Here is a 25894-nt window from a genome sequence, read left to right on the forward strand (position 1 = left end):
TCTATTTAACCCATTTAACTATATTATCAAACGGGCGACGTGTTTTGGCTTTTGGTTCATTTAAGCGGTATCCAAATGCAGCCATAGCGGAAATAGAAAAGTTGCCATCTTCCAGCAATCCTTCCTCGATTAAAAATTGATTCATTTTCTTGATCGAAAAACCTTCAATCGGACAAGAATCAATGCCAATTTGTGCTGCTGCTGTCATCATGTTACCTAACGCAATATAGGTTTGCTTAGATGCCCAATCTTCCATCCGTCTTTCATCTTCGATTAATTCAAAATCGGACTTTTGGAAGTTTTCTATCATGCCCAAAAGACCATCTGCCGCTTCTTCAGGAAAACCTAATACATTTTTATAATGATCGTTGGCATAATCCGAATCAAATTGAGTATCTTTTTGTGTACGAGACAATAGAATCACAAAATGACTGGCATCCATTACTTTACCTCTTGCACCCCAAGAAATATTTTTAATTTTCTCACGTAATGCCTCATTTTCTATCACTAAAAATCGCCATGGTTCCATCCCGAATGAGCTCGGGGATAAATGAGCTGTTTCCATGATAAATTGAAAATCATCTTCTGGAATTTTCTTATTCGGATCAAATTGCTTGGTCGCATGACGAAAATAATAGGCATCTATGATAGATTGCTTAATCTGTTCTTTATTTTTCATCGTCTAACACCTTTCTATGAGAAAATTTCGTCCTTTATTATACAATTATTGGATAAAAAGAACGAAAGAATTGCTCAAGAAAGTTATAAAATGTTTTCAGATTCAATTGTTTAATTATGACATATTAAGTTCTTTTGAATATCGCTTCATTAACTCTTTTGCTCCTTCTTCTCTACCGGTTTTTTTCAAATGCTCTAAATATCTTTTTAAATCCTTTATTTGTGCATGATACGGTCCACCCTCTTTCATCACTGTCCACATTGGATCTACATCATGATCCATCGTCATCATCATATGGTCATGCCATTCATTTAAGTAATAAACTGCTTGCATGCAAACATCTTTACGTTGTTCTGCTACATTATTTTGTTCGTGAGGATCTTCTTTAAGATTGAATAACATCTCTTTCTCAAATAAATGAAACCCATCATGATAGGTGCGAATATAAAGCCAATCATCAAACCTTACACTTCGCTGACATACATGAGCATTTTGAGAGACTACTAAATAATCCCTGCCACAACTTTCTCCACTTAGTAAAGCCGGGGCATAACTTTTTCCATCCCACGATTTTTTAGGTTGCTGATTTAACAATTCAGCGACTGTTGGAGCAAAATCTAAATGGTAATGCAAGTCATGGTCAACATATCCCTCTTGCATACCTGGCCAACGAACTATCATCGGGATTCGACAAGTCATTTGATCAGCCGTACCATGTTCAGCATAAATGCCTAATTCACCTAAGTTTTCTCCATGATCAGCAGTCACAATGATAACCGTATCTTCCATTATTCCCTGCTTTTCCATTTCATTAAATAGCATGCCGATGTTATCATCCATAAACCGAAGACCTGTATCGTATCCATCAATCACTTTTCTTAATCCTTCCCTATCTGTGATTTCGCCTGGATGTCTAGGGAATTTTGGATTCGTATTGTTATCATACATATTAATCTCCCTTGCAGAGTGCGGTCCAACACTTTGTAAATGCTCTTGGAGCACTTCATCTGTAATCCATTCTGGCAAAGGTTTATCCTTAAACGGATCACCATAACTTTCAGGTGCTCTATACGGTGTGTGTGGATCCCAATAATTCACATATAAAAACCAATCATCCTCTTGTCCATTGCGCTGCATCCAATCTAACACAGTTGGCGTCACTTCTTCTGCTGATTCATCTCCTGTTTTCCCTGTGTTGTATATTTCATTAAACCCAGCATAAAATTGCCATGATGAATGTCGCTCAGCAAACGGACTTATTAAAGCAGTTTTCATTCCTTCTTGACGGAAAATATTTGGAAAACTATCTGTTTTCAATTGATCATGAAATTCACGGTTAGGACCCTCGATTCGCATATCTCCTGCAGTCCCACCATGCCCGATATTACCTGTATGAATGCCGAATCGGCCCGTCATAAACGCATTTCTAGAAGGGGCGCAAGGAGCATCGGTGGTATAATAATTGGTAAAACGAACTCCCTTTTCCGCAATTCTGTCTATATTTGGCGTTGTATTTCGATGGTATCCATAACAGCCTAAGTGATCAGGTCTTGTAGAATCTAAATCTAATAATAATACTCTCATTTTTAAATTCCTCCTATCCAATGTTTTAAAATTTATTGACTTTGGTTAAAACTCGAATCGTCTATATCCAGCAGATCGATACATTCTTTCTGTTAATTCGATTACTTGCTTAGCGTAATCCCCTGGAACATGTACCTTCGATTTGTTTTGAATGGCATCGATAAAACTCTTATCTGTGTTTGTCTGTTGAGTAGGTAATATGGGAACAATTGGTTCTTCATTTTGTTTATGAATAGTAACTTTACCATTATCAAAGAAGATTCCTCCATTTTCACCACAAAACGCGTAACTTTCATACCATCCTGGTGCACTACCAATAATGTTTACTCCTGCTATAACTCCACTTTCAAACCTAATGGCTGAAATAGAATCAATTTCTACAGGTGTATGATGCCTGTCTATTTTGCTAAACACTTCAGTTGGCTTTAAACCTGTTGTCCATAAAAGGACGTCCATAATATGACTGCCAGAGTCCATCAACATACCTCCTCCAGACAAAGAAGGGTTTTGCCGCCATGTTCCAATCGTAAGCTGTTTCCAATTTTGATACAAAGAAGCCGTTATGGAAGTTAATTTACCGATTTCGTCATCTTCAATAACTTGTTTTATTAATAAAAAGGCTGGTTCAAAATGACGTTGATAGGAAACTTGTATCACTTTTTTCTCTAGTTCCGCTTTATCAATTAGCTGCTGCGCTTCTATTGCATTAGTTGTCATAGGTTTTTCCATTAATACATGGCAACCACTGTCTAATGCATCCATACCTTGTTTGAAATGCAGTGTATGTGGTGAACAAATAACCACTGCGTCTACTTCCTCATAACGAAGCATCTCTTTATGGCCCGAGTATTCTTTCACATGTAACAAAGGAAATTTATCCAGAATGTGATTTCTATTTTCAATATTCGGATCTACTATCACCATAATCTCTACACTTTCTAATTTCAATAATTGGTTAATATGACCATGTGAGATACCACCAACTCCTATGATCGCTATTCTTATCTTGTCCATTTGTTTCCCTTCTTTCATTAATCTGAAAAAAGTTACGAAGAATAACTTTTATTTTTTTCCAGGCTGTTTTGTGTTCGATAAAATTGTGGTGAAACACCTACGTATTGCTTAAATAATCTACTAAAATAATAAGGATTTCTTATTCCAATATTGATAGAAATACTTACAATAGAATCATTTGAAGTGAGTAGAAGCTTTTTTGCTTCCCTGATCCTGCGATGTAATAAAAACTGTTGAATAGTAATACCTGTTATATCTTTAAAACAGTGACACATATAATACTTGTTTAAATGTATGATTTTCGCTAATAAATCCAATGATAATTCTTTTTTATAATTGTTGTTTATAAAAGCTTTAATATGCTGTACATGATTCTCTTTAAAAGATGTTACTGGTGAATTATATGGATATAATTCTTTTGATCTATTACTGATCCTCCAAAAAAGCTGAGCTAAATAAGTTTTTTCCATCACTTCATAGCCAAACTTTTCACTCTGCCTTTCTTCATTTATCGAGGAAATAAAGGCATTCATTTCTTGCTTTTCTCTTTCACTCCAACTTACCTTAACCCCTGTTGGTGTATTAAAAAGAAAATAGCTATCTTCAAAAATAGTTTTTGGTACAATCTTTTCCACACATATAGGATCAAAATGAGTGACATTGATTTGATATGACTGACTATTTATTTGATCGTGATAGTATGCATATACTTCGTTTGATATAAGCATATCTCCAGCAGTTAATTGGTGTTCCATACCACCGGCACTCATTCGTATTTTTCCACGAGTGACAAGAACAATATGACAATTATTATTAGCATCTAAGCCTTTAGCTTTTATAAACTGGCTATCATACACGAAATGACCGACAATATTTTGATTTATGTTCCATTCTGAGTAAGACATTGATAGACCAATCCTTTTCCCATTATAGTTAGTAATGGTTATCCATTATGCTGTTTATTTAATTGATTTAGATAATCTAAGCTAATTTGCAAACTATCAATAGGGTCTCCAGGACACTCATCTTGTTCTACAACATACCATTCGATACCATTTGCTTCGCCCCATGATATGATAGGCTCAAAGTCTATAATACCTGTACCAAGTGCAGCGAAATCCTGATTATCTGCTGCCATATCTTTTAAATGGATGATTGGCATTCGATTCGCATAAGGTTTGATAAACTCTAGTGGATCACGCCCAGCTTTTTTGACCCAATATACATCAATTTGTGCCAATACTTCATTATTCTGTGTGGGCTCAAGCATAAATTCCAAAGCTGACTTAGAATTGATCCATGTATCAAATTCAAAGTCATGATTGTGGTAACTTATTCGATAGCCTTTATTCCTTATTTTTAAAGCGGCTTCATTTAATACTTTACGTATAGCTATATAGTTTTCCTCATTTCTTTTTTCTTCAGGTATATATGGCAAAAATAAATCCTTTGTATTAAATAAATCTGCTTCATTTAGTACACTTGTTAAGTCATTTTGCATTCGTTCTATATCCACAGGAATACCTGCGACAAATAATCCTAATTCTTTTAGCAATGCAGCAAGCTCTTTTGGATGATAACCATGATATCCAGCTAATTGAACTCCTGACCACCCCATTTCTTTTAGGTTCTTTAAAACTTGTGGTAAATCTTTATCTAACTCTTTCCTTAATGTATAAAGTTGAACAGCAAATTTTCCTCTCATTTTTTCCCTTCCTTTACAATGCATTAACGGTGATTCAATAATTCTAATCGATCTATTGATATATCAATCGGCAAGGCTGATGGGCGTTCGCAACTACTTGATAAATGAATATGTTTCTCGTCATGTGATGATTGGTGTATAGCATGCATAACTTCCAATACGTGATAAGTTAGTTGACCACTTGCCCGATGATTTCTATCATTTTTGATCGCATAGGCCATATCTGCTAAACCAATCCCTCTGCTATTATCCGTAAAACCATGAGTTAAAGGAACTTCCTGCCACTCTCCCATATGTCTTTTAACCTCTATTTTCCCACTAAAATAATTCGGATCAGGTACACTCATGACTCCTTCTGTACCATATATCTCCATATTAGGAAGTTTGGTTCCCCAAACATCGAAACTCGTAATAATATTACCTATCGCTCCATTAGCAAAGTTCAATACACCATTTACATGAGTGGGAATTTCTACATTTATTTTTTGACCGTATTTTGGTTGACTCTTGATAGTTCTTTCTGAAAAAGTAATATTAGTAGATCCTGTAACAGATTGAACAGAGCCTATCATGTTAACGAGAGCCGTAAGATAGTATGGACCCATATCAAACATCGGTCCGCCCCCCGCTTTGAAAAAGAAATCTGGATTCGGATGAAAGGCTTCTGGTCCGCGATTCATCATATAGGCAGTAGCACCTATAGGTTCACCAATCCAACCGTCATCTATCAATTTTCGACACGTTTGTAAGCTCCCCCCTAAAAAAGTATCCGGTGCTCCTCCGATACGTAATCCCTTTTCTTTTGCTTTGTCTAATACCTTCTTGCCATCTTCCAATGTTACAGCTAATGGTTTTTCAGAATAAACATGTTTTCCATGTTCTAATGCTGCTAAAGCGATCTCAGCATGTGCTTGTGGAATTGTTAAATTTAAAACAATGTCAATTTCCGGATCAGCTAATAACTCCTCTACCGTGTACACTTTTTCAATATTGAATTTATCAGCCGCTGCTCTTGCCGCATCCATATTTAAATCAGCACAAGCGACGATATCATAAATATCAAATTTCTGATTAGATTCTAAATAAATACCACTAATGTGTCCGCAACCAATCAATCCAATTTTTAATCTGTCCATGCTAATTTCTCCTATCTATTTTTTTAATCGTATATTTCTAAAGTTCTAGTGTTGCAATAATGAGGTAATGATCAGAAGGATATGTTCCATTACATCTACTCCTATCCACCTCTGTCCTTAAAACCTTAAAGTTTGTTGAACAAAATATATAATCAATAGGATCTCCTTCTGTTCCTCCTGAAAAATGGTGGAATGTTTGGCCTGGCTCCCCATATAATGCTTTAAAAGTATCTTGTAATTTTGAAGTCTTTTCTTTGATTGTTTCTTCCCCACGTAGAAAATGAATGACTTTATTATCTGAATTACTATTCAAATCCCCTGTTAAAATAACAGGAACCTTGCAATCTAAAGCATGCTCTCTAAGGTTTTCTGAAATTAAAGCGATTCCATTTTCCCTTGCTAATTGACTGACATGATCTAGATGCGTATTATACAACATAAACTCTTTGTCCAAGTCATGTTTGAATCGAAAATGTCCCCATGTACATATTCTCGGAAAGTCACTTTCCCAACTAATACTGCCTGGTATATGAGGCGTATCTGATAACCAAAACTGCCCTGAATCTATACATTCGACTTTTTGTTGATCATAGAATATAGCACAATATTCATCATTGTTACCGCCTCTTCTTCCCTCGCCAATCCAACTATATTCCGGTAAAGTATTCTCGATATCTTGGATCATCCTTAACAATCCTTCTTGAATACCGAAAACACAAGGATGATGGTTTAGTATAATTTTGGGAACGATCGCAGCTCTATACTTCCAAGCATTCAATCCATCCTCCGGGACATCAACTCTTAAATTAAAAGTCATCACTTTCAGTTCCATTTTTTTCACTCCCCTTTCCCCATAAGAACAACCGTACAGTTATCGGATTATAATTAATTAGCACTCTGCATAGCTGAACAAAACTTCAACATAACCTGATAGGGATCTCTTACCAATCTAATGACTGATGAGTGCTAAATCCCCGCTGTGGAAAAACACTCGCTTTCCGGGAACAGCACGTGTCCGAAGACCCCGGAAGAAGCGTCCTTTGCTTCTGAGGAGGCTGAGGCCGTGCCCGCGGAAAGCGAAATATGTTGGCGGAGCGTATTCTATCACTATTTTTCAAGAAGATTGGCAGAAAACCTAAAGAAAAGTAATGTCGCAGTATATGGATACAACGAACTAGTTATTTCCTTTCTTTAAAAAAGGATCAACTTTTAATAGTTGATCCTATATCATTGACATCAAGGTGTTTCATTTATTTTCTGATTGGACTCATGCGATCCGTAAAAAATGACATCCCTCTTTTAAAAGCAGTCAAACCATATAACATAGAGCTCCAATCTATTAACGTCACTTTCGTTGGATACCACCTCTCTGGCTGTTCAAGATGCCACCAAGAATATCTGTGTAAACCATATTTGTAAGATGCACGAAGCTTTTGCTCATCCTCTTTATCATTATTATTTGTATACTTATCATACGGTAAGTGAAGTTGGTATAACGCATATAAGTCATGAATCCCTGCAGGATATACTGGTAAGAAACCTGCAACAATATATGCGGATGCTATATCTCCTGGCGAGTTATTAATTTGATCTGCATGATATCCTCCATGTAAACCATCATTAGGACCTGCACCATACCCCCATACATAGGAAGGAACATCGTCTAATTCCTTCCATTTTAATCGATCAGCCATACATGCATTTCGATAAAAATCCTGGTATACTGCACTATTTGCATATTCCGGCACTAAATAAAAAGGAAACTGATGAACAAACGAAGATAAAAAGGATTCTTTTCCATTAGTATCTGTCAGTACAGGAATATCTCGATATTCTAATTGTGGCAATTCATTTATTTTACTCTCTGCAAAATTTTCATTCCATAAAGCTTGAACCGCTTGATTTTCAGGGTTACCTAACATCGCAAGATATGCTACTAATACATATTCGTTATATGCAGGTAGCGGCATTATCCCTTCCCCATCTTTTACCACCATATTAATAGATCCAGTTTCTACATCCGCAACAACTATACTCCAATCAATTTCATGGAGAAGCTCATTCGCCATTTCATTTATCTCAGGATTAGAATCCTTAAAATGACTTCCTGCAAAAAGGGCTCCTGCGACTAATAATGACGTATCAATTGTTGATAGTTCTGACTGTAAATTCTCTCCTGTGTTCATATCAACAAAGTGAGCAAAGAAACCAGCCTTTTCATCACGAGCTACTTGACATCCATCAATTCTTCCTGTAACAGCATGTAAGGTGGTTACCGCCTTTTTAGCGGCATCTTCATCCCAACCTTCCTCATCTGCTACACACAGACCTATGAGACCAACTCCAGTTGCAGCGATGGAACAACGTTGATCAGGATTTTTTTCAAAAGTCATATAACCATCCGCATATAAACCTGTCTTAGGTTGCCTGGATGCATCTAATAACTGATACGAATCTTGATATTGACGATCAAAAAAACCCTTTACATGATTTGGTAAATATTTATAATTCTCTGTCGTAATACTCATTTTCGAATGACTCCTTAATTCAGCTTATTATAGATTTTTTGAAATTTCTGATGCCGTTTTTCTAGTTTTTCTGCAGCATCGTCTCTACCTTCATTTCTTAGCTTTTTTACATAATTCTCGAAATTTCCTCTTGTATGGAACGGTCCGCCTTCTTGAATAACGTTCCACATTGGATCTGTTGGAGAATCCGATGTAACCATTTGCTCGGCCACCCATTCATCCAATAATCTTAGACCTTTAGCTACAACTTCTGGCTTTTCATCTACCAAATTAGTTGTCTCATGTGGATCGTTTTCAATATCAAACAACATTAAATCAGGAAAATCCTTTAACCCATCATGATAAGTGCGAATTAATATCCAATTATCAAAACGAACCCCTCTCTGGCAACTCCATGCAGCTTGACTAACGACTAAATAATCACGACCTGCTGCTTCTCCATTGGTAATCGTTGGGAGAAAACTTGTCCCATCCCATCTTTCACGTGGTTCTGCTCCAATTAATTCGACTAAAGTTGGCCCTAAATCAATTTGATAGTGAAATTCTTCATCTACATGACCTTGCTTTATATCTGGACCAGCCATAATTAATGGGATACGGCTTGTAATATGATCTGCTGTCTGATGATCACCGTATATATTTAACTCACCTTGATTTTCACCGTGATCAGCAGAAATAATAATTGTTGTTTCTTCTAACATTCCTTCCTCTTCTAATGCTTGAAGAAGTTGACCTACATGATCGTCTACATGTCTGATCGCTGTATCATAACCATCGATCCAACGTTTAAAATCTTCACGGCAAGAGATTTCTTCAGGTAAATTTGGCCATTGATCTCTTGCTGGTAACTCTCGAGCACTCATTGGGCCAAAACTCTCCCGATGCTGTGCAATGATATCATCTGTCAACCAATCAGGGGCCGGAGCGTGTTCGAATGGATTACCATAGTCCGCAGGTGTACGGTAAGGTGTATGCGGATCCCAGAAATTAAGGTATAAAAACCAGTCTTCTTTTTCCGTTCCTTTACCTTTTATCCAATTTAAAGCTTCTTTTGATACATCACCTGCTGTTTCACCAGCATGTTTACCTGTATCATGCATTTCCAGAAAACCTTCCAACACATTCCACTTTGCATGACGTCCAGGAAATGGACTAATCATAGCAGTATGATGACCTCTAAACCGAAGATCTTCTACCCAAGCTTGATAAGGTGTGTGATGATGATTAAAAGGTCTGTCTGCACCTATTGGTCGAACATCTGCATCTAACCCACCATGATTAATGGATCCAGTATGAATACCAAATCTTGAATTAAACATCGCATTACGTGATGGTGCACATGGAGCATCGGATGCATAATAGTTTGTAAAAGTAACTCCATTTTCAGCAATACGGTCAATGTTTGGTGATGTATTGCGATGGTATCCATATGCCCCCAGATGGTCAGGTCTTAATGAATCAATATCAATATACAATATTTTCATGATTATCTCCTCGCTTTTTTAATATTGGATAATTCATCATATAAAACACAAATTTTCAATCAAATATTTTATAATATTAATGCCTTAACAAGGCACTAACATTACTATATATTGTCTATAGATATCATATTAGTTATAGAGTATAATTTAAATAAACAAAATCATAATATTTGTATAATTCATCAAATTATTTCACAAGGAGAAATCGGAATTTATGTTTAAAATAGAAGGTGTATATCATGATGTAGATCCATATTGGAGTACGGAAAAAGCAAGGGGATTATATACATTCGTGTATGTTACAGAAGGTACAGTCGTCTATTTCATTGAAAATAAACAGATAGAATTAGAAAAGGGAGAATGTTTATGGATACCTGATAACTTATATCGTGCATGGAAAAATCACGAAACCAAAACCCACCGTAAATATACAGTGTTATTTTCGACTGAAACACATACCTTAGATTTTCCATTACCATTTCCAAAGAAAGATCAACTCTTTCGATATACTCCGAGGAATTTAGCTTATTTTGAACAACGTCTCTCATTTTTATATGTACAGTGGCTAGGTAAAAGAACTTATTACGAGCATTTATCTAGCAATATATTATCCGAGCTATTACTACTAATTTCTCAAGAAAGGTTTGAACAAAATGCTTCACCTGAAAAAGAAAAGTTGGTTAGGAAACTTCAAGAGTACATCCTTTACAATTTTCGAGAAAACATTACAATTGATGAATTATCCAAAATGGCAGGTATTTCGCCAAACTATGTTACTGTATTATTTAAAGAAGTAATCGGGGTAACACCCATACAGTATTTACATCAAACACGTGTTAATATGGCATGGAATTTATTCAATAATACACAAATGACTGTAAAAGAAGCAGCGGAATATCTAGGTTATTGTGATCAATCCTATTTTAATCGGATGTTCAAAAAATGGATGGGGATACCCCCATCTCAAGCTAGTTCAAATAAAAAATGAAATGTACTTAAAGAAAACTAGGCGATTGCCGAGCCCTTTAGGCGACAGCAGAGCCGTAGTTGCACTTATCTATATTCCTAAATTGTCCACTACGTCGAGATGGCTTCCATGCTGACAATTTATGCTTTCCTATAAGGTAAAGAAAAGGAGCTGTCTCAAAAGTCAGCTCCTTTACATGGTCTTTCATAATTGGAAAACCCTCTTAAATAACTTCGAGGTCATCTTTTCCTGGCAATTCTGGAAACGGATGATGCGGTTCGGTTTGATACCAATAGGAAACAGAAGCAATATCATCTTTTCTAGCTTCGTACCGGCCGCCTGACCTCCAGCCTAATGCTTGAATCGTTACTTTCAAGTCTTCTTCAAAACGTATAGGGTCCATAATATGCCAGCGATACATACCAAATCGTTGATTGGCTTGATAAAGTCCATCTGGTTTTATTACTTGATGAAATCCTAAAAACGGGGTGGAAAATGTTCCATATTCACCCTTAGGCTGTTCAAAATTCCATGCTCCTCCAAAATAATCTTCTGTACCCGTGCCACATATAGTCGGAAATTCTACATCACCATCTAAGTAAAATTTAATTTCTCCTTCTCCCCACCAATTATTACTATTAACTTGCCAAGCTAAATACGTTCCAACATAATGACCTTTCCCTTTAATACCATCGACTAATGTATGAACTTGTTTCTCTTGAAGTGGATTACTTCTGCGCCATTGCGCATGAAAATATGCCATGTCTTCGGGGATTTCGGTTAAAGCATAATCGATTTGGTAATATAAAATCGTTTCATAGTCTGCTCTATTTTCTATTATTATTTTTGCGGCACGTCGAAACGGCATTTCCCAATAACTATTAAAGCCACCTGCCGGGTTTACTGAAACCGGCAGTGAATTAACATTTGTTCGTTCACACCACCCGTTACAAAAGAAATCACCTAAAGGGACCCTTACCGATGGTTCTTTTTCATCATCCCAATAAATATGAAAGATAAAATCTCTCCAAGCATGTGGTGCACAAGTCATCCACATATGCTGAATAACACCTGGCCCTTCTATATCCGCAAGGACAAATGAGCCATTAGCAGGAATGGCTACAGAAGGAGAGACTTTCCAACCTTGTCCTAAATCTCTTGCAGCCTCTGATCCCGTTCCTTCTACCGCCATTCCAGCTTTTCCTTTTTCCCCTGTGAAATTTTCAGCACTAATCGAACGTGATTTAGCATTTGATAGCTTAGCTAAATTACCTAATCCCATACCCAAACCATTAAATAGATTCATAAATGAATTTCTCCTCCTTTAATATGGTTAATATAAGCTGTCAGGACTTTTAAACTCGGAACTGAACCACGCACTCATCATCAATCTTTGCATTCTTCTTTGAGAAAATATAAGTTACCTTACCATCTTTTTTGATAATATAGTCCTCACTAGGAAGAATTTCGCGTTCTGTTTCTATAGAAATAATATCCTCCTTTTGTGTGAGACGAAATGCAATAAAATCCTTGTCCACTTTTGTAATCTCGGCAGTGGAATAATTAATTTGCACATCTTCAAACCTAACATTTATAGGTAGCATCACACCTTCTTTACTTTGAAGGGATAATTTTCGTCCATCGAAAAGCTTTTGATCGTCATAATATATATGCGTTTCTTTTTCAAATCCATCTAAATTAAGAATATGCAAAAAGGCTTCTCCATTAGCTGTTGCTGTTGACGTCATAAAAATGCCGTGGTATTTACTATCATTTGTTAATCGTGCTTTAGATCCTAACCTCTCCAATGCTTGCTTGAACAAGTCCATATCACAAACAAATGGGGTTGCAATCACAATCGCCTTTCCTTTACCGACTTGACATTCAAAACCACACGTTTCATCTGTCCCATACACACGGAAAAGCGACTCTACTTGTCGATCAAAATCAAAAACTTGCGCTTTATGAACGCGAATTTCTGCGCGATCTTTTGCCCATCCATCAGCATATACCGATAAAGCAAATTCTGGACCAGCTAAACTCATTCCTTTAGGCCGTGCTCCCATTGCATTTGCTAACAACTCACATGGATTACCTTCCATATCATGGGTAGGTACTTCACCATAAAGAAGTATAGCGCCTCCATCCTCTAAAAACTGTACCAATTTTTCTTGGATTTCTTTATGCATGTAACGTGCTGAAGGTAATGCGATCACCGATGTATCAGAAATATTTATAGGTTTATTTTGAATATCCACCGAACCATAACGATAGCCATTAAGCAACATTGCCCGTGCCATATTTTCCCATGCTGCCGTCGATCGATTTGCCTCAATATTTTGATAGATCTCACGCGTTTTAGAACTTTTTGGATAGCATGCCTCTGTCATATAGTAATCCGGAATAAAAGCAAAAGCCACGTTGTCCCGTTGCTCATTCATTTCTGCAAGTTTATCTGAAACAGCCATGATCGTCTTAATAGATCTCGCCATTCTAGGAAATGTATAATTCAATTCTCCTTCAGGACTTATTGGCGCGGCAAAACCATGTCGTTCTCCCGTATTCGCAATTCGATCATTACCGTCATGATATTTTTTGTCAAAACGATAGTTTCTGCCACCTGTCATCAGGTAGTAATTGAGGAGACGATTTCCTTGTGCAATACACATACGCGCCTTAAAATCAGATGCTGAAGGATCTAATCGCCCGCTAAAATTATTACCAAAATTTCCATCCCCACAGTTAAATTCAACGGAAGTTAACGGCTGATCTGAGTTTTGAACAGCATCCATAAAGCCATTAATTAAATATAGGTCTTGGAAACTTTGCATGTTACAATCACCAAAGTAAATATCAGAACCTGAAAGGTAACCTTCTCCCTGTATATACGATTCATATAACTGACTAATCCCTATTGGAAAAGTAAATCCTCTTCCACCGCCAGTTCCGTGAATATTCACTACGAAAGGAATATCTTTTACACCAAACTCTTCTGCATATTCTCTTAATATGGCTACATAACGAGCAAATCGATATCTCATATAGTACCCTAAATCAAAATGAAGCTTTGTTGCATACGCTTCTTTCGGTGAACGAATCGCTTGATTGCGTTCTACAGTATCATTTAAAGGAAAGGGATATCGTTTCTTTAACGTTTCTTCATCATAACGCCCCTTTAACCAATTGGTAAATTCATTCAAATTATGCTCTGTTAAATCAGGGCAATTGCTAACCCATGAGAGCATACCAATCTCATTATCCAATTGAACCGCTATAATATTCCCGCCATTTTTCTGTAATCTTGGTGCAGCAATATCCATTACAGCAGCATACCAATTCTTTACATGCTGTAAAAAACTTGGAGCAGTATAATCAAGTGTTTTTGCTAATGTTTTCTTTCCATCCCATGTAACCGGAATGATTTCAGGATGTTCTTCGATTACCCAATTGGGAATACCTTCATTCTTCATTTCAGCCATGATGAAAGGACCTGGACGCAAGAAAAAATACAAGTCATTTTCAGCACATAAGTCAATAAACCCTTTTAAATCGAGCTCTGGCCGTGTCGAACCGTCCAAATCAATCTCTCCTTGCACTTCTTCATGGCAAAGCCAAGGAACATAGGTTGCCACAGCATTACACCCAGCCATTTTTAATTTATCAATACGATCTTGCCATTCGGATCGATCTAATCGAAAATAATGGATTTCTCCACACATAATGATTTGAGGTTTTCCATCAATGATAATCTGTTTATCTTTTATCTCAATCACATTTCATCATCCTTTCATATTCTTGATAGATTGGTTACTCCACTTTCTCTAAACCAATTTCTTCTATTCCTTTTTGTACAAATTCGTTCTTCATAAAGTTCTCCCAGACAAAACCTGTTCGATAGTTTTCGATCATTAGCAACGTTATACCCTTATCAATACCTATCACATCTTGCGCATACCAATCAGGTGAAATCTCTAGATTATAAGCATCTTTAAAACCATAATCTCCCCATAATTCAGGAATAGTTTCGTAGTGTTCTAGAGCTGCTATCGATTCTTCTGGTGTAAAAACAATAGAACCTGCAGCACCTGCTGGTGGAATCGTCCCATCTGTAAAATGAGCTGAATTATTTGAACCAGACGGACTTGCGCCATATTTCCCATTATATCCATTCGGTCCATCACTAGCGGTAAGCCCCCAAGCGTTTGGTCCAAATGTTTCAAACTTATCGGCTTGATCCATCACATAATCACGATTGGCTTTTGAGGCCTTAATGGAGTTTTCAAACCAGTTAATCCCTTCTCTATCTTGATAATGACGAAAATCAAACCAAGCATGAGAGAATTGATGGGTAAAGATAGACCCAAACCATGAATGGATAAAAGGCTCCCCTTCTCCATACGCACGCTCTTGTCTAGTAAAGTCATAAAACATTTCTGGGTTTGTTGGGTAAGTTGGGGAACCCGCACCTAGGAAATACATCATTAATTGTTCCGCATAAAAGTCCCATGCACCCGCAAATCCACTTTCTGGTGAATAAGACATATAGAATAAATTATTGTTTGGATTTCTATACCAATCCCAATTCACACGTCTATATATATCTTCAGCCTTTTTCTTGATATCCCCTTCAAAGTATTCACCTGCTGTAATAGCTCCACTGATCAAGATGGCTGTATCAATAATAGAAACCTCACTAGTGCCTGCTCTTGTTGCATCATCTATATTTAAAAAATGATAGAATACCCCATTTTCATGTTCAGCATGCAATAATAAGGTATCCAATGTACCTTCAATCCGCTTTTCCGCTTCTTCTTTCGTTATCCAATTTCTTTCAGCACCTATCGTTATAGCTGTTAAGCCGAATCCAACAGAAGCAATACTAGCAAGTTCCGGGTTATTTGGCGCTCGATCTCTAATTAATCCATAACCTGTACTTCCTTCGTCTGTATTAGCCTCATCCCAGAAAAACTCAAAACTTTTTTTGCTTTCCTTTTCTAAAATAGGCGGCCCTTCTATCTCGAGTTGGCTCTCAGTTTGCTCCTTTTGCATATTTAAAAGCCAATATCCACCTACCAAAAATAATAAAAGGAGTATACTTAACAAAATGACCTTATTTTTTGCAGCCCATTTATTCATTTAGCAATTCCCCTCGGTAATCAGTTTGACAAATTTTAGAAAAACATCCTCCTACAATAAAAAAATAGGAGGATGAATCGTAGCCTTCCATTTAGAGATAAATGTCAATAACATTATCCTGATTATGAAACTTCTCTTCTATTTCCTGTTTGAAGATGCGGAAGCCTCCTTCACGATAACGATTTTCCACGACCTCTATTTGCTCCGCCGCTTTACCATTGATCATGACTTTTTTAGCCTCATTTCCTAAATGATAGACAAAGGAGACTGGCTTGTTATTAAATTTAAATGTTAGGGATAATCCATCAAACTTATTATCCAGAACCGGATCAATCACTAAACCTTTTTCTTCTTCGCGAATGCCGAGACAGTTAGAAATTAATTGATTCATATAAATACCAGGACCGCTGGAATAAATTTTCCAACCACCTTTAACAGCAACTGTGCCATCTCGTAATTTCCCAAAGTTTTCTTGCGCATCATAACGTGTGTTAAATTTTCCATCAGAACTGCTAAAGTATGCATTACTTTGTCGGATTTCAGCATTTGGCACAGCATCTTGGATACCGATTGGGGTAATCATTTGCAGTCCTTGCCAAACTTCATCTTTTTTCCCTAGCTTCGCCATTGCCTCTATATAACGAATATGGGCATGTACATATTGCAAGCCAATTTCCCGACCGAAATTAGACGCTTGTTCTGCCCGTTTAAAGTGTTTACTTACACCACCCTCGTAATTAGCAGGACGATTCATTAATCGCACACCGTCTGGACAATATAATTTTTCTTTAATAAGTTGATAATGTTGATCTGCTTCTTCTGGCGTCAATAGTTCACTAATCATACTTCGCTGCATTGGTAACAATCGATAATCTATTCCTGTCTTCGTGTCCTCTGGATGTAACATTAATTCCACTTCATCCGGTTTTTCCATATATACAAAACCAGGAAGTACATCGGTTTGTAACATATACTTTCTAAAATCTTTCTTTATACCATTTGCGAGTAATTCTAGCTCTTCTGCTTCTTCTGGATTTACCTCCTTTAATACATTTGCTAATTTATTTATTACTTGATAGGTTAAAGCTACCGTCCAGCTGCTAACCATATACTGCTTTAACTGTGCATTTGCTGGTTGAAGCGTATCATCCCAATCCCCATCACCATAGGAAGATAGGAAGGTATCATGTAAGAAATGGTCTTTTATATACTGAATCTCTTTCTTCACATGATCCAAAATCGAGACTGGCTTATCGGTTAGCTTAAAGCCATCATCACGTTTTGAATATGGTACTTTTTCCTGTAAAATGTCATAATCCTTCGTAGCTGCTAAATAATCACCAATCACCTTTAACGGCCAAACAATAACATCTCCGTGACTTTCCCCTGCTTGGATATGAAAATACTTGTCAAACATAAACCACTGCGGCCAATTACCATCTTCTTCAAACTGATGCGTATAAACCGTTTTAATGATTTCCTTAACAGAACCATAATTTTGTGTCGCCATAAAGTATTCTGTTGGGCCTTGACATACATCCCTTGTTCCCCAAGCAGCACCGCTATATTGTTCTAAACCATGTGGTACAGAAAAATGAACGAGCATATTGTGTGTATACCACCATGCTAAAGCATTCATTTTGTTAAGTTCCTCAGTGATTTCACCTCGATGCGTTAATTGGAAGCCATTCATTACATTTCGATAGTAATCACGGTATCTAACTCTTTCCGTCTCCCAATCCTCTGTTGCAACAGGGATATCTCCCCCATACAAAAGTCCCTGAACCGTCATTTTCCATCCATTTGTTTCCTCTATTTCATACACTTGCAATGATGCTGCATTTGCTTCCACATTCTTCACTAATCTTTGCTCATCTGTAAGTTGAAAATCTGCTCCTTCCAAATGAAGCTTATATGTCAAATCTGGATAAACCGGTGCATTCATCGAGGCTTGATCTGCCGTAATAGTGACAACATTGCCATCTCGACTGACATGATAAGCTACCTCATATTCATTTGGATGCATCACCACTTGATTGGTTACAAGATAGCGATAGTGTTTGTCACTTTCTGATTCTACGGTTAAGGTAACCTCTGGATTATTTAATGTCGTGTAGCTTGTAATAATAAATAATTCCTTTCCCGTTTTGTAATACCAGCGAGCATAATTAAAACCTACTTCATACATAGACGGCATCGTAAGCAAATGAAACACACCATCTACTTCCACATAAATTCTTTGCCCTGATGTCTTAGCAATATTTAAAGCATTACGTGCATTGGTCAATAGCTTGTTAAAATTAGTATTTCCCACGACCACTTGAGCATTAAAAATCCCATACATCCATGACGTTGACGTAATCGTATCTTCTTTTAATTTATGATTATTCCCAGACATAATAATGTGTCCATGCGGGCGTTCCACTAATAACTCTTTTTCTTTCAATACGACATGTTCATGAGTATCTGTGAAAAAGGACAACATGTTACCATCTAGTTTTTCTTCTTGATGACGATTAGGAAAATAGTGTTCTATTTCCTCTGCTGACATTGATGTCGTCTTAAGCGGAAGGCCGATATCCGCTTTTTTATCTGTTTTTTCAACTTTATTAGGAATAGAAGGAGATGTTGAAGCTACTTCTTGCCAAGCCGTGTTAATCAAATCCTCATATTCTAGCTCCGTTACTGCTGTCTCATGACTTTCGCGAAATAACCCATAAAAGACAAATTGTGCTTCACCAGATAGATTTACTTTCTCTGATTGCAACGCTGTATAAGCGAATTCATATTGATAAACCTCATTAGGTAATGATGGTTTTGTTAAAATACTAGGCTGATTTGTTTCTTTATATTCTTTTCCAAAGAATTGAAAGCCGTCGGTCGAATATCCTATTGCTTTCGATAACGAACCTTGCTGCATATAAGGAAAGCCTGAGGATTGCCCCTGATTTTGACGGGAGCAAATTACGTACCCTTTGTTTTCGTCATTAAAAACGCAATGATCAACGTATTGTGAAACATAAGCCTCATTATTTCGAATAGCACCTTTATCCGCCAAGCCTACATCTTGTCCATAAATAATATCTATTTCTTGACCATTTCCTTTTACTTTTACATCCCAAAACCATACACCTTTAGAAGTTAAAGTAAAGATAACTTGATATTTTATGTCATAAATGGTCCCTGTCCATATCACTGCATTATCTCCATAGGCTACTTCACTTTTAGAATCAACTCCAAGTAATGGAAAATATTGAATTACATCATCTTGATGAATCCGTAAGAAAAGGTTATTTAACGAACCGTCTACAGGGTTCGACATTAACTGATTTAGCATAATAGACTTGTAAGTAGCTTCATACATATCACCACTATTTAAAAAGGAAAAACAATAATCTCCTGCTTCTAATTTAATGGTTGTGTTTTCTGTCATCAACATTATAATCCTCCTATATATAATTACGTTTTTATTTTGAAACGTTTCAATTTAATTGCATAAGTAGTCATACCTACTTGATACCTTATTCTCCAGTAATACCTGAGCGGTCTACTCCTTCCACAAACCATCTTTGGGTAAAAATATATACAATTAACAACGGTAAAATAGATAACAATGTTCCAGCCATACTTATCCCTTCATTTATATCCTGTGCACCTTCACTATTCTGACTATTGTTCAATTCATCGAATGTAGCCGAAAATTTTTCGAGCTGAATTGGTATGGTTGTTAGTTCATTTCCAAGATAAAGACTTGCTAAAGTCGTTTCATTCCAGTACCAAACAAAGGAAAATAAGAAGGCAATGATAATCGCCGGTACAGCCATTGGAATAGCAATCGTTAAAAATACTCGGAAGTTTCCAGCACCATCAAGGTTTGCAGCTTCCTCTAATGCTTTAGGCATCATACGGAAAAACTGATAAAAAATAAGAATAAAAATCGTACTATTTAAACCTTGCCCAAACAAAGCAGGTAGTAAGAAGGAGAAAATACTTCCAATCAACTCTAACTCATTAAAAAACACATATCTTGGTATCATCAACACCTGTGGCGGGATGATAAAAGTGATTAATACAATTCCAAATATTATTTTTTTAAAAGGAAATTCATACCTTGCAAAACCATAACCAATAATAGCTGCAATTGCTGTTTGAGCAATAGATGGGATTATGGTTACATAAAGTGTTTGTCCCAGTGTAGGAAAAAAGTTTAATACCTGAAAAGCTATCATGTAGTTCTCTAAATATACAGTTGATGGAATCCAATTGATTAATGGATTTAATAAGTCTTCTAAGGACTTAAAGCTATAGGATCCCATATAGATAAGTGGATACAAGTATACGAACCCTATAACAATCAAAAGACTGTATACACAAAGCTTTAAGAAAAAACCATTGTTCCCCTGAACACCTAAGAAAAAACTCTTGATCTTCGTTAGGTAAGCACTCATATTCTTTTTTTGAATCATTTTTTGCTTCGAATCCATCATTTTAATTCATCCTTTATCGATACTTTTTATTCCCCAATATCAACACCCCTACACCAATAACCAAGACTAACGTAATGACTAAGAAGTAAATCCAGGACAACGCAGAGGCATAGCCGAAGCCTGTCGAAATTTCAAACATTTGACTCTGAATATGTTCGACTACCGGATTTAGCGCAAATATGGAATACGTAACAATGGTATAGATTAAATTGACGATTATCATGGGAAATAGTGTAGGTAATGTTACTTTCCAAAAACATTCCCAGTTTGAGGCACCGTCAATTTTTGCAGCTTTGTATACTTGTCGATCCGTTTTCTGTAGTGCTGCTAAAAACATTAAAATTTGTACACCTGAGTACCATAAAATAATGACTAAATTTTCCATTAAATAAGTCAAAATAGTATGGAATAAGCCTTCTGTATTAGAAAGTACCGCATCAAAGATTGCATATTCTTCAATCGATGGGATTGAAGTAACGTCTTGTTCCATTAAATCCATGATTACTGGACCACTTGCAATAATAACCGGGAGGAAGAACACCATTCTAAAGAACGTTCTCCATCGTATCGGTTGATTTAATAGTAAAGCAATAATTAATGAAAATACGATGATAATCGGAGTAGAAATAACTAACTCACGCAAAAATCTTAATAATACTTGTGTATATTGAATATCCACCGTAAAAGCATAAATATAATTTTCAAATTTCACGTAAGTTGTGACAATACCATTAGGTGTTAACTTGACTTGTTGAAAACTAAGAAACAATGAATATACTAAAGGAAAAGCAGTGAAAATGAGAAAGCCTATAATCCATGGAAAAATAAAGGAATACCCGACTAAGCTTTTTTTATTTTTTAAAGACAACTGTTTCATGACTGATTCCTCCGGTCCACAACGTTATAGCCTTTTTCTTCAATCGATATGCCATCTATATCTTTTTTCCTATTTGTATAGTTCACGTAAATGGATATACCATTTGAATACTTCACTTCAACTACACCTGTTTCATGAACAATACGATCCTTTATGGTTTCTCCTTCTACTTTCCCTAACGTTTCCTTCATTACTTTATACTGCTCAACTATGGTATCTTCCCAATCGTCAAATTGAGATGTATACAAGTCATTTGACGGCGTGTGCATCAGCTCATGAGATGGCTCTGATGTTAAATAAAAGGATGGATATGCACCGTATTCTATCATTCTCAACAATTCGTCCTCTGGGTTATAGTGAAAGTTAGAGAATGATGCATAATATGGTATATCACCTTTTAATACAATTTGTAAAAACGGAACCGTATCTGTTACAAATTGATAATTAGATGTATACATCGGTATATCAAGATAACGATCCGTTAAAGCAAGCATATAATCATTAGGTTGGTAAAATGACAGAGATTTCATATTTTCACTTAATTCTTCAAACATATCTTGATAAAATGAAATAGCATCTGATCGCATCATATCACTATTAAAATCTGAAAATAGTGTGTTTGCGGTTGTATCTACGGCTAAATGGTTGATATGATGCTTTTGGTAATTCTCCTTATCTTTCTCCATTATTTCCAATGACTTCTTAGGACTCAAATGATAATAATTGGTTTTCTTAGTCGTAATAATTGGTTCTGCATTTATTTTTCTTGCTATATCTGTACTTCCCGAAAATCCTTTAGCATTGTTAAATGCCTTCGTGTAATCAGTATAATAATAAAATGGAATATTATTTTTTTGGAACAACTGATTTACTTCCTCGAAATCATTTTTGTCTCCTAATACACTTTCAAATGGGAACTTATTCGGCAAGGTTCCTGTTAATCCGCCATCTGACCAACCACGATAGACAAGATGAAAATCATTTACTTCTTGTGCTCTTAACCTTTCTACATATTGAGGTAACTCTTGGATTTTGGTCATTGGTACAACCGAATCCCAGATAAGACCACTTTTCACTTCGCCCCCAAGGAACTCTAATCGAGTATCAACCTCATCACCTTTAGACAATAACATGTTATTATCTTTTAAATATTGTTTGTAAGTTTGTGCCATTCCGACATAATCTGCTTTCTCATCACTTAAGAAGGTGATCTTTTCTTGAATATCGAATTGGTTTATTTCTTCCTGGTACACATTATAGCCGTCCATTTTTTGACTTGTTGGCTGAAAATATTGATAACGGTAATGATACTCCGTGGCTATCCAATGAAAGTCGGTTGAAATACCGGATGGATAAGCTAATATCTCAGCAAAATTCTTACCTTCCTCAATCACCGTAAAATAGGCATCTTTATTTACTGTATCGACAAGACCGTACACAGGCAACGTAACTTGTTGAGGTGGTACAATGCGGTTATCTTCCTCATTATTACGACTTCGTGTAAACCCTTGGTCCTCTCCATATACCGTTGCTTGGAACGGAGAGGAAGAGGCTAGATGCCTTTCTGAAAAGCGCATTAATGCACCACTTCCATCAGGGATAAATAAATACCCATTACTTTCTTCTACACTTTCAACTGCTCCTAAAAAAGGATACACTCGCATCGTTGCTAATCGATTATCCTCTTCTCTAATTCCTTCTTGTCGAACAGAAACATTAATAGAACCTCCATCTAATCGAACCTCTAATGGCACTGCTATGCCAGCTTCTTCAAAACTTATCTCGGCTTTAAAACCATTATCTAACTGCTCCATTGTTATTTCGGATTGATTTGTTAATATACTTTCTGTTGATTCCTTGCCATCATCATTAATATAATCAATCGTAACTGCTGAATGAGCCATGTTAGTCCAAGTGTTGTTCAAATTGTATTCTTGATCCATATCAAGACCAGACATCCAAATAAATCCTGTCTTTTTGTTTTCTATTTGGAGCGCAAGGGAATCCTCTTCCACATATAAAGCCAAACTGTCATTTTCCGCTATTAATTGATAGGAGTCGATCAAAGTATTTCCTTCTGATTCTGCACCGTCAACTTCTGGTTGAGTGTATTGGTTGGATTGATATCTTAACATTTGATTTGTTCGTTTTTCTTCAATTTCTGAGACCTCTGTATCTACTTCACCTTCTGTTAATGCATTAGCAATAGCATGAATAGGGAAAAAAAGCAGTAGAATGAGTATTAACCATTTCACCTTCTTAAACACGCAGCATCACCTCCTGTAAGATAGAGCTTATGAAGTCATATACTTGATCAAACAAGACATACAAGACAAAGAAAACTAATACGGTTAAAAACATGCCAAATAAAGTAAGCAAAATATTACGGACGGTTCCCCAAAATGTATAATCATGTATTTCCTTAATCGTTATAAATAAAAGTATAAGCGACCATGCCGTAATTACTTGCATAGACAAAGTGTAAACAAATGCCTCATTATAAGTGAGAACATTTGAGATTAAAGTAATCGGCAAAATAAATAATAGATATGGGGCTAGAGAATAAATAGTGCCATTAAAAACATCTCTAAATCTTCCCTCACCATCTGTAATGGTACTTACTAAATAGTTAACAACAATAAACAGTAGAATCGGAATTAGAAGTTTGCCTATTTCGAAGAATATATTCATTTCTTCTAAGGCTTGATCCGTAAATAAAAACCCTGTCCAATAAATCATTAAAACATATTCCACAAGCAAGATAATATATAAGACGGCGGATGATAAGATGGACACCTTTTCATACTCTTTTAGATAATACAAGCTATCAAGTGGATGTTTAATAAAATTTTTAATATAGAGAATTTCACTCAGCAATTTATTACGATTCCAATTTGACTTGAAAGCTCTTAATGGTTGCAAAATATTCCGTTTTTTATCCAACAATTTAACCACAAAACGTATGAAAAGCAGGATTAGAATAATGAGTATTACATTTGCTAAATGATCTTCCATCCACTTATATCGCACTTCCCAAAAAGCGGTGGAATAGCCTTCTTTATCATTAGCTAATTCAAATTCATGAAGTGCTTCTTCATACAATTGTTGCTTATATAATGCTTCCCCTTTTGCCGTATGCGCTAGTCCATATGAAGAGTTCAACTTTAATACTTCATTCCAGTATTGCTCACTTTGAACATAGTAGCCTTCCTCAAACAAAGCTAAACCTTGATGCAGTATTGTCGTAAATTCCGTTGGTTCAAATACCTGAATGACACCTAACTCTCGATCTGTCACATAGACTCTGCCAGAACTGTCTACATCGATACTCGTTGGCTGAACCGTTAACCCTAATCTATTCGTTGCTTTTGTCTGTCCTCCAAAGGAAAATAATAGATTACCAGAACTATCATATTCAGATATCACACCATCACTACCTACTGTGTATATGTTACCAATAGGACCAGTAGCGATGTCTACTAAGTTTGTATCCTCTGTAATACTAGGAGGCAAAATATTACCACCAGCAATGTTTAATTTTCGAACAGCCTCCCAAGTGGTGCCTGAAGTCACTGTATAGACGAGTCCCTGTTCATCAATAGCAACATTGCTAGCGGCAGGTGGTTCCTTTAAAAACAGGTTAGCTCGTTCTCTTTGAGTCGTGATAAAATTTTGCAAAGCACTTCCCATAGTTGGCTCTAGTGTGTTTGCCCCATAGTACCCCAAGAAAGTTCCGTCTTGACTTAATTGGATAATCCCATTTGTTGCACCTTCACCAATAATGTAAATATTCTGACGTTGATCAATTGCGATTTTTTCTGGTTTATAAGGGGCATTCTTCCCAAACAATGGCTCATCAGGCCTAGTATACTCTTCGATTAGTTCTCCATTTTCTTCAAATTTAAATACAGTTTCGTTTCCATAATCTGCTGCATAGACGCTACCATTTTGATCGGTGTAAACTCCTATTGGTTTCTGTAAAATTTCTTCACCATATTCTTGAATGAGTTTTCCTTTAGTATTAAATTTTTTTACAGTTTGAGTGCCCGAATCTGCGATCAACACGTGATCATTCTCATCAATATATATATCCTCGGGATTTACAATCTCCGAACCCTTTGCAAATAATCCAATCGGGACATAAGCCGTTTGTGTTTCAATTACATTTCCATCAGCTGTTAATGTTTCTGTCTTATATGGTACAGAAACGGAAGCAGAGGAATATGTGGGAAACAGTAGGATTAACCATAGGCCAAACGCTGCAATGAAAAACTTCTTCATTTCCCTTCCTCCTCTA

Annotated in this window: 18 protein-coding genes; 1 reads left to right on the plus strand and 17 read right to left on the minus strand. The window is 36.3% G+C overall.

What is annotated here, in order from left to right:
* Window position 1: 1 nt before the first annotated feature.
* From GHD00_RS00090 to GHD00_RS00130, 9 genes are all read right to left on the minus strand, one after another.
* Window positions 2-679 (minus strand): NAD(P)H-dependent oxidoreductase, encoded by a 678-nt coding sequence (locus tag GHD00_RS00090; RefSeq protein WP_163536065.1) that lies wholly within the window; start codon window positions 677-679, stop codon window positions 2-4.
* A gap of 114 nt (window positions 680-793) precedes the next feature.
* On the minus strand, window positions 794-2263 hold the full coding sequence (locus tag GHD00_RS00095; RefSeq protein ID WP_163536066.1) for a sulfatase family protein: 1470 nt from the start codon (window positions 2261-2263) through the stop codon (window positions 794-796).
* Between the two features lie 45 nt (window positions 2264-2308).
* Entirely contained in the window at window positions 2309-3277 is a 969-nt protein-coding gene (locus GHD00_RS00100) for a Gfo/Idh/MocA family protein (protein ID WP_163536067.1), read from the minus strand.
* A gap of 32 nt (window positions 3278-3309) precedes the next feature.
* The gene (locus tag GHD00_RS00105) at window positions 3310-4182 is read right to left on the minus strand and encodes a helix-turn-helix domain-containing protein (protein ID WP_163536068.1); all 873 of its coding nucleotides are present in this window, start codon (window positions 4180-4182) and stop codon (window positions 3310-3312) included.
* A gap of 38 nt (window positions 4183-4220) precedes the next feature.
* Window positions 4221-4982, minus strand: a complete 762-nt coding sequence (locus GHD00_RS00110) for a sugar phosphate isomerase/epimerase family protein (RefSeq protein WP_163536069.1) — start codon at window positions 4980-4982, stop codon at window positions 4221-4223.
* A 23-nt stretch (window positions 4983-5005) separates the two neighbouring features.
* Window positions 5006-6118 carry a Gfo/Idh/MocA family protein gene (locus tag GHD00_RS00115; protein ID WP_163536070.1) on the minus strand — a complete coding sequence of 371 codons (1113 nt, stop codon included), beginning with the start codon at window positions 6116-6118 and terminating at the stop codon, window positions 5006-5008.
* Between the two features lie 37 nt (window positions 6119-6155).
* Window positions 6156-6950 carry an endonuclease/exonuclease/phosphatase family protein gene (locus GHD00_RS00120; RefSeq protein ID WP_163536071.1) on the minus strand — a complete coding sequence of 265 codons (795 nt, stop codon included), beginning with the start codon at window positions 6948-6950 and terminating at the stop codon, window positions 6156-6158.
* A 418-nt stretch (window positions 6951-7368) separates the two neighbouring features.
* Window positions 7369-8646, minus strand: coding sequence for a hypothetical protein (locus tag GHD00_RS00125; protein ID WP_163536072.1), 1278 nt, complete (start codon window positions 8644-8646; stop codon window positions 7369-7371).
* 14 nt (window positions 8647-8660) lie between these two features.
* Window positions 8661-10130 carry a sulfatase family protein gene (locus GHD00_RS00130; protein ID WP_163536073.1) on the minus strand — a complete coding sequence of 490 codons (1470 nt, stop codon included), beginning with the start codon at window positions 10128-10130 and terminating at the stop codon, window positions 8661-8663.
* A gap of 214 nt (window positions 10131-10344) precedes the next feature.
* Here GHD00_RS00130 and GHD00_RS00135 point away from each other — a divergent pair, with 214 nt between their 5' ends.
* Entirely contained in the window at window positions 10345-11118 is a 774-nt protein-coding gene (locus GHD00_RS00135) for a helix-turn-helix domain-containing protein (RefSeq protein WP_163536074.1), read from the plus strand.
* A gap of 202 nt (window positions 11119-11320) precedes the next feature.
* Here GHD00_RS00135 and GHD00_RS00140 read toward each other — a convergent pair whose 3' ends face one another.
* The 8 genes from GHD00_RS00140 to GHD00_RS00175 all read right to left on the minus strand — a co-directional run bounded on the left by GHD00_RS00140 (window position 11321) and on the right by GHD00_RS00175 (window position 25878).
* Window positions 11321-12403: a glycoside hydrolase family 172 protein gene (locus GHD00_RS00140; protein ID WP_163536075.1), complete on the minus strand. Its 1083-nt coding sequence runs from the start codon at window positions 12401-12403 to the stop codon at window positions 11321-11323.
* A gap of 49 nt (window positions 12404-12452) precedes the next feature.
* The gene (locus tag GHD00_RS00145) at window positions 12453-14870 is read right to left on the minus strand and encodes a beta-galactosidase (RefSeq protein WP_163536076.1); all 2418 of its coding nucleotides are present in this window, start codon (window positions 14868-14870) and stop codon (window positions 12453-12455) included.
* Window positions 14871-14904: 34 nt separating this feature from the next.
* On the minus strand, window positions 14905-16233 hold the full coding sequence (locus tag GHD00_RS00150; RefSeq protein ID WP_205600681.1) for a glucoamylase family protein: 1329 nt from the start codon (window positions 16231-16233) through the stop codon (window positions 14905-14907).
* Window positions 16234-16324: 91 nt separating this feature from the next.
* Window positions 16325-19672, minus strand: coding sequence for a GH36-type glycosyl hydrolase domain-containing protein (locus tag GHD00_RS00155; protein ID WP_163536077.1), 3348 nt, complete (start codon window positions 19670-19672; stop codon window positions 16325-16327).
* Between the two features lie 82 nt (window positions 19673-19754).
* The gene (locus GHD00_RS00160; RefSeq protein ID WP_240468542.1) at window positions 19755-20720 is read right to left on the minus strand and encodes a carbohydrate ABC transporter permease; all 966 of its coding nucleotides are present in this window, start codon (window positions 20718-20720) and stop codon (window positions 19755-19757) included.
* 13 nt (window positions 20721-20733) lie between these two features.
* Entirely contained in the window at window positions 20734-21597 is an 864-nt protein-coding gene (locus GHD00_RS00165) for a carbohydrate ABC transporter permease (RefSeq protein ID WP_163536078.1), read from the minus strand.
* A complete protein-coding gene (locus GHD00_RS00170; RefSeq protein ID WP_163536079.1) occupies window positions 21594-23864 on the minus strand; it encodes a DUF5696 domain-containing protein in 2271 nt (756 codons plus the stop codon). Before GHD00_RS00170 ends, GHD00_RS00165 begins: the two co-directional genes overlap by 4 nt.
* Window positions 23857-25878: a YIP1 family protein gene (locus tag GHD00_RS00175; protein ID WP_163536080.1), complete on the minus strand. Its 2022-nt coding sequence runs from the start codon at window positions 25876-25878 to the stop codon at window positions 23857-23859. The genes GHD00_RS00170 and GHD00_RS00175 overlap by 8 nt, the downstream gene beginning before the upstream one ends.
* Window positions 25879-25894 lie beyond the last annotated feature (16 nt).

The organism is Gracilibacillus sp. YIM 98692 (genome assembly GCF_010993965.1).
In the GTDB taxonomy this organism is placed as follows: Bacteria; Bacillota; Bacilli; order Bacillales; family Amphibacillaceae; genus Gracilibacillus.

Coding starts and splice junctions, on each gene's coding strand:
- GHD00_RS00090 (WP_163536065.1), bottom strand. CDS start 679: ATGAAAAATAAAGAACAGATTAAGCAATCTATCATAGATGCCTATTAT.
- GHD00_RS00095 (WP_163536066.1), bottom strand. CDS start 2,263: ATGAGAGTATTATTATTAGATTTAGATTCTACAAGACCTGATCACTTA.
- GHD00_RS00100 (WP_163536067.1), bottom strand. CDS start 3,277: ATGGACAAGATAAGAATAGCGATCATAGGAGTTGGTGGTATCTCACAT.
- GHD00_RS00105 (WP_163536068.1), bottom strand. CDS start 4,182: ATGTCTTACTCAGAATGGAACATAAATCAAAATATTGTCGGTCATTTC.
- GHD00_RS00110 (WP_163536069.1), bottom strand. CDS start 4,982: ATGAGAGGAAAATTTGCTGTTCAACTTTATACATTAAGGAAAGAGTTA.
- GHD00_RS00115 (WP_163536070.1), bottom strand. CDS start 6,118: ATGGACAGATTAAAAATTGGATTGATTGGTTGCGGACACATTAGTGGT.
- GHD00_RS00120 (WP_163536071.1), bottom strand. CDS start 6,950: ATGGAACTGAAAGTGATGACTTTTAATTTAAGAGTTGATGTCCCGGAG.
- GHD00_RS00125 (WP_163536072.1), bottom strand. CDS start 8,646: ATGAGTATTACGACAGAGAATTATAAATATTTACCAAATCATGTAAAG.
- GHD00_RS00130 (WP_163536073.1), bottom strand. CDS start 10,130: ATGAAAATATTGTATATTGATATTGATTCATTAAGACCTGACCATCTG.
- GHD00_RS00135 (WP_163536074.1), top strand. CDS start 10,345: ATGTTTAAAATAGAAGGTGTATATCATGATGTAGATCCATATTGGAGT.
- GHD00_RS00140 (WP_163536075.1), bottom strand. CDS start 12,403: ATGAATCTATTTAATGGTTTGGGTATGGGATTAGGTAATTTAGCTAAG.
- GHD00_RS00150 (WP_205600681.1), bottom strand. CDS start 16,233: ATGAATAAATGGGCTGCAAAAAATAAGGTCATTTTGTTAAGTATACTC.
- GHD00_RS00155 (WP_163536077.1), bottom strand. CDS start 19,672: ATGTTGATGACAGAAAACACAACCATTAAATTAGAAGCAGGAGATTAT.
- GHD00_RS00160 (WP_240468542.1), bottom strand. CDS start 20,720: ATGATGGATTCGAAGCAAAAAATGATTCAAAAAAAGAATATGAGTGCT.
- GHD00_RS00165 (WP_163536078.1), bottom strand. CDS start 21,597: ATGAAACAGTTGTCTTTAAAAAATAAAAAAAGCTTAGTCGGGTATTCC.
- GHD00_RS00175 (WP_163536080.1), bottom strand. CDS start 25,878: ATGAAGAAGTTTTTCATTGCAGCGTTTGGCCTATGGTTAATCCTACTG.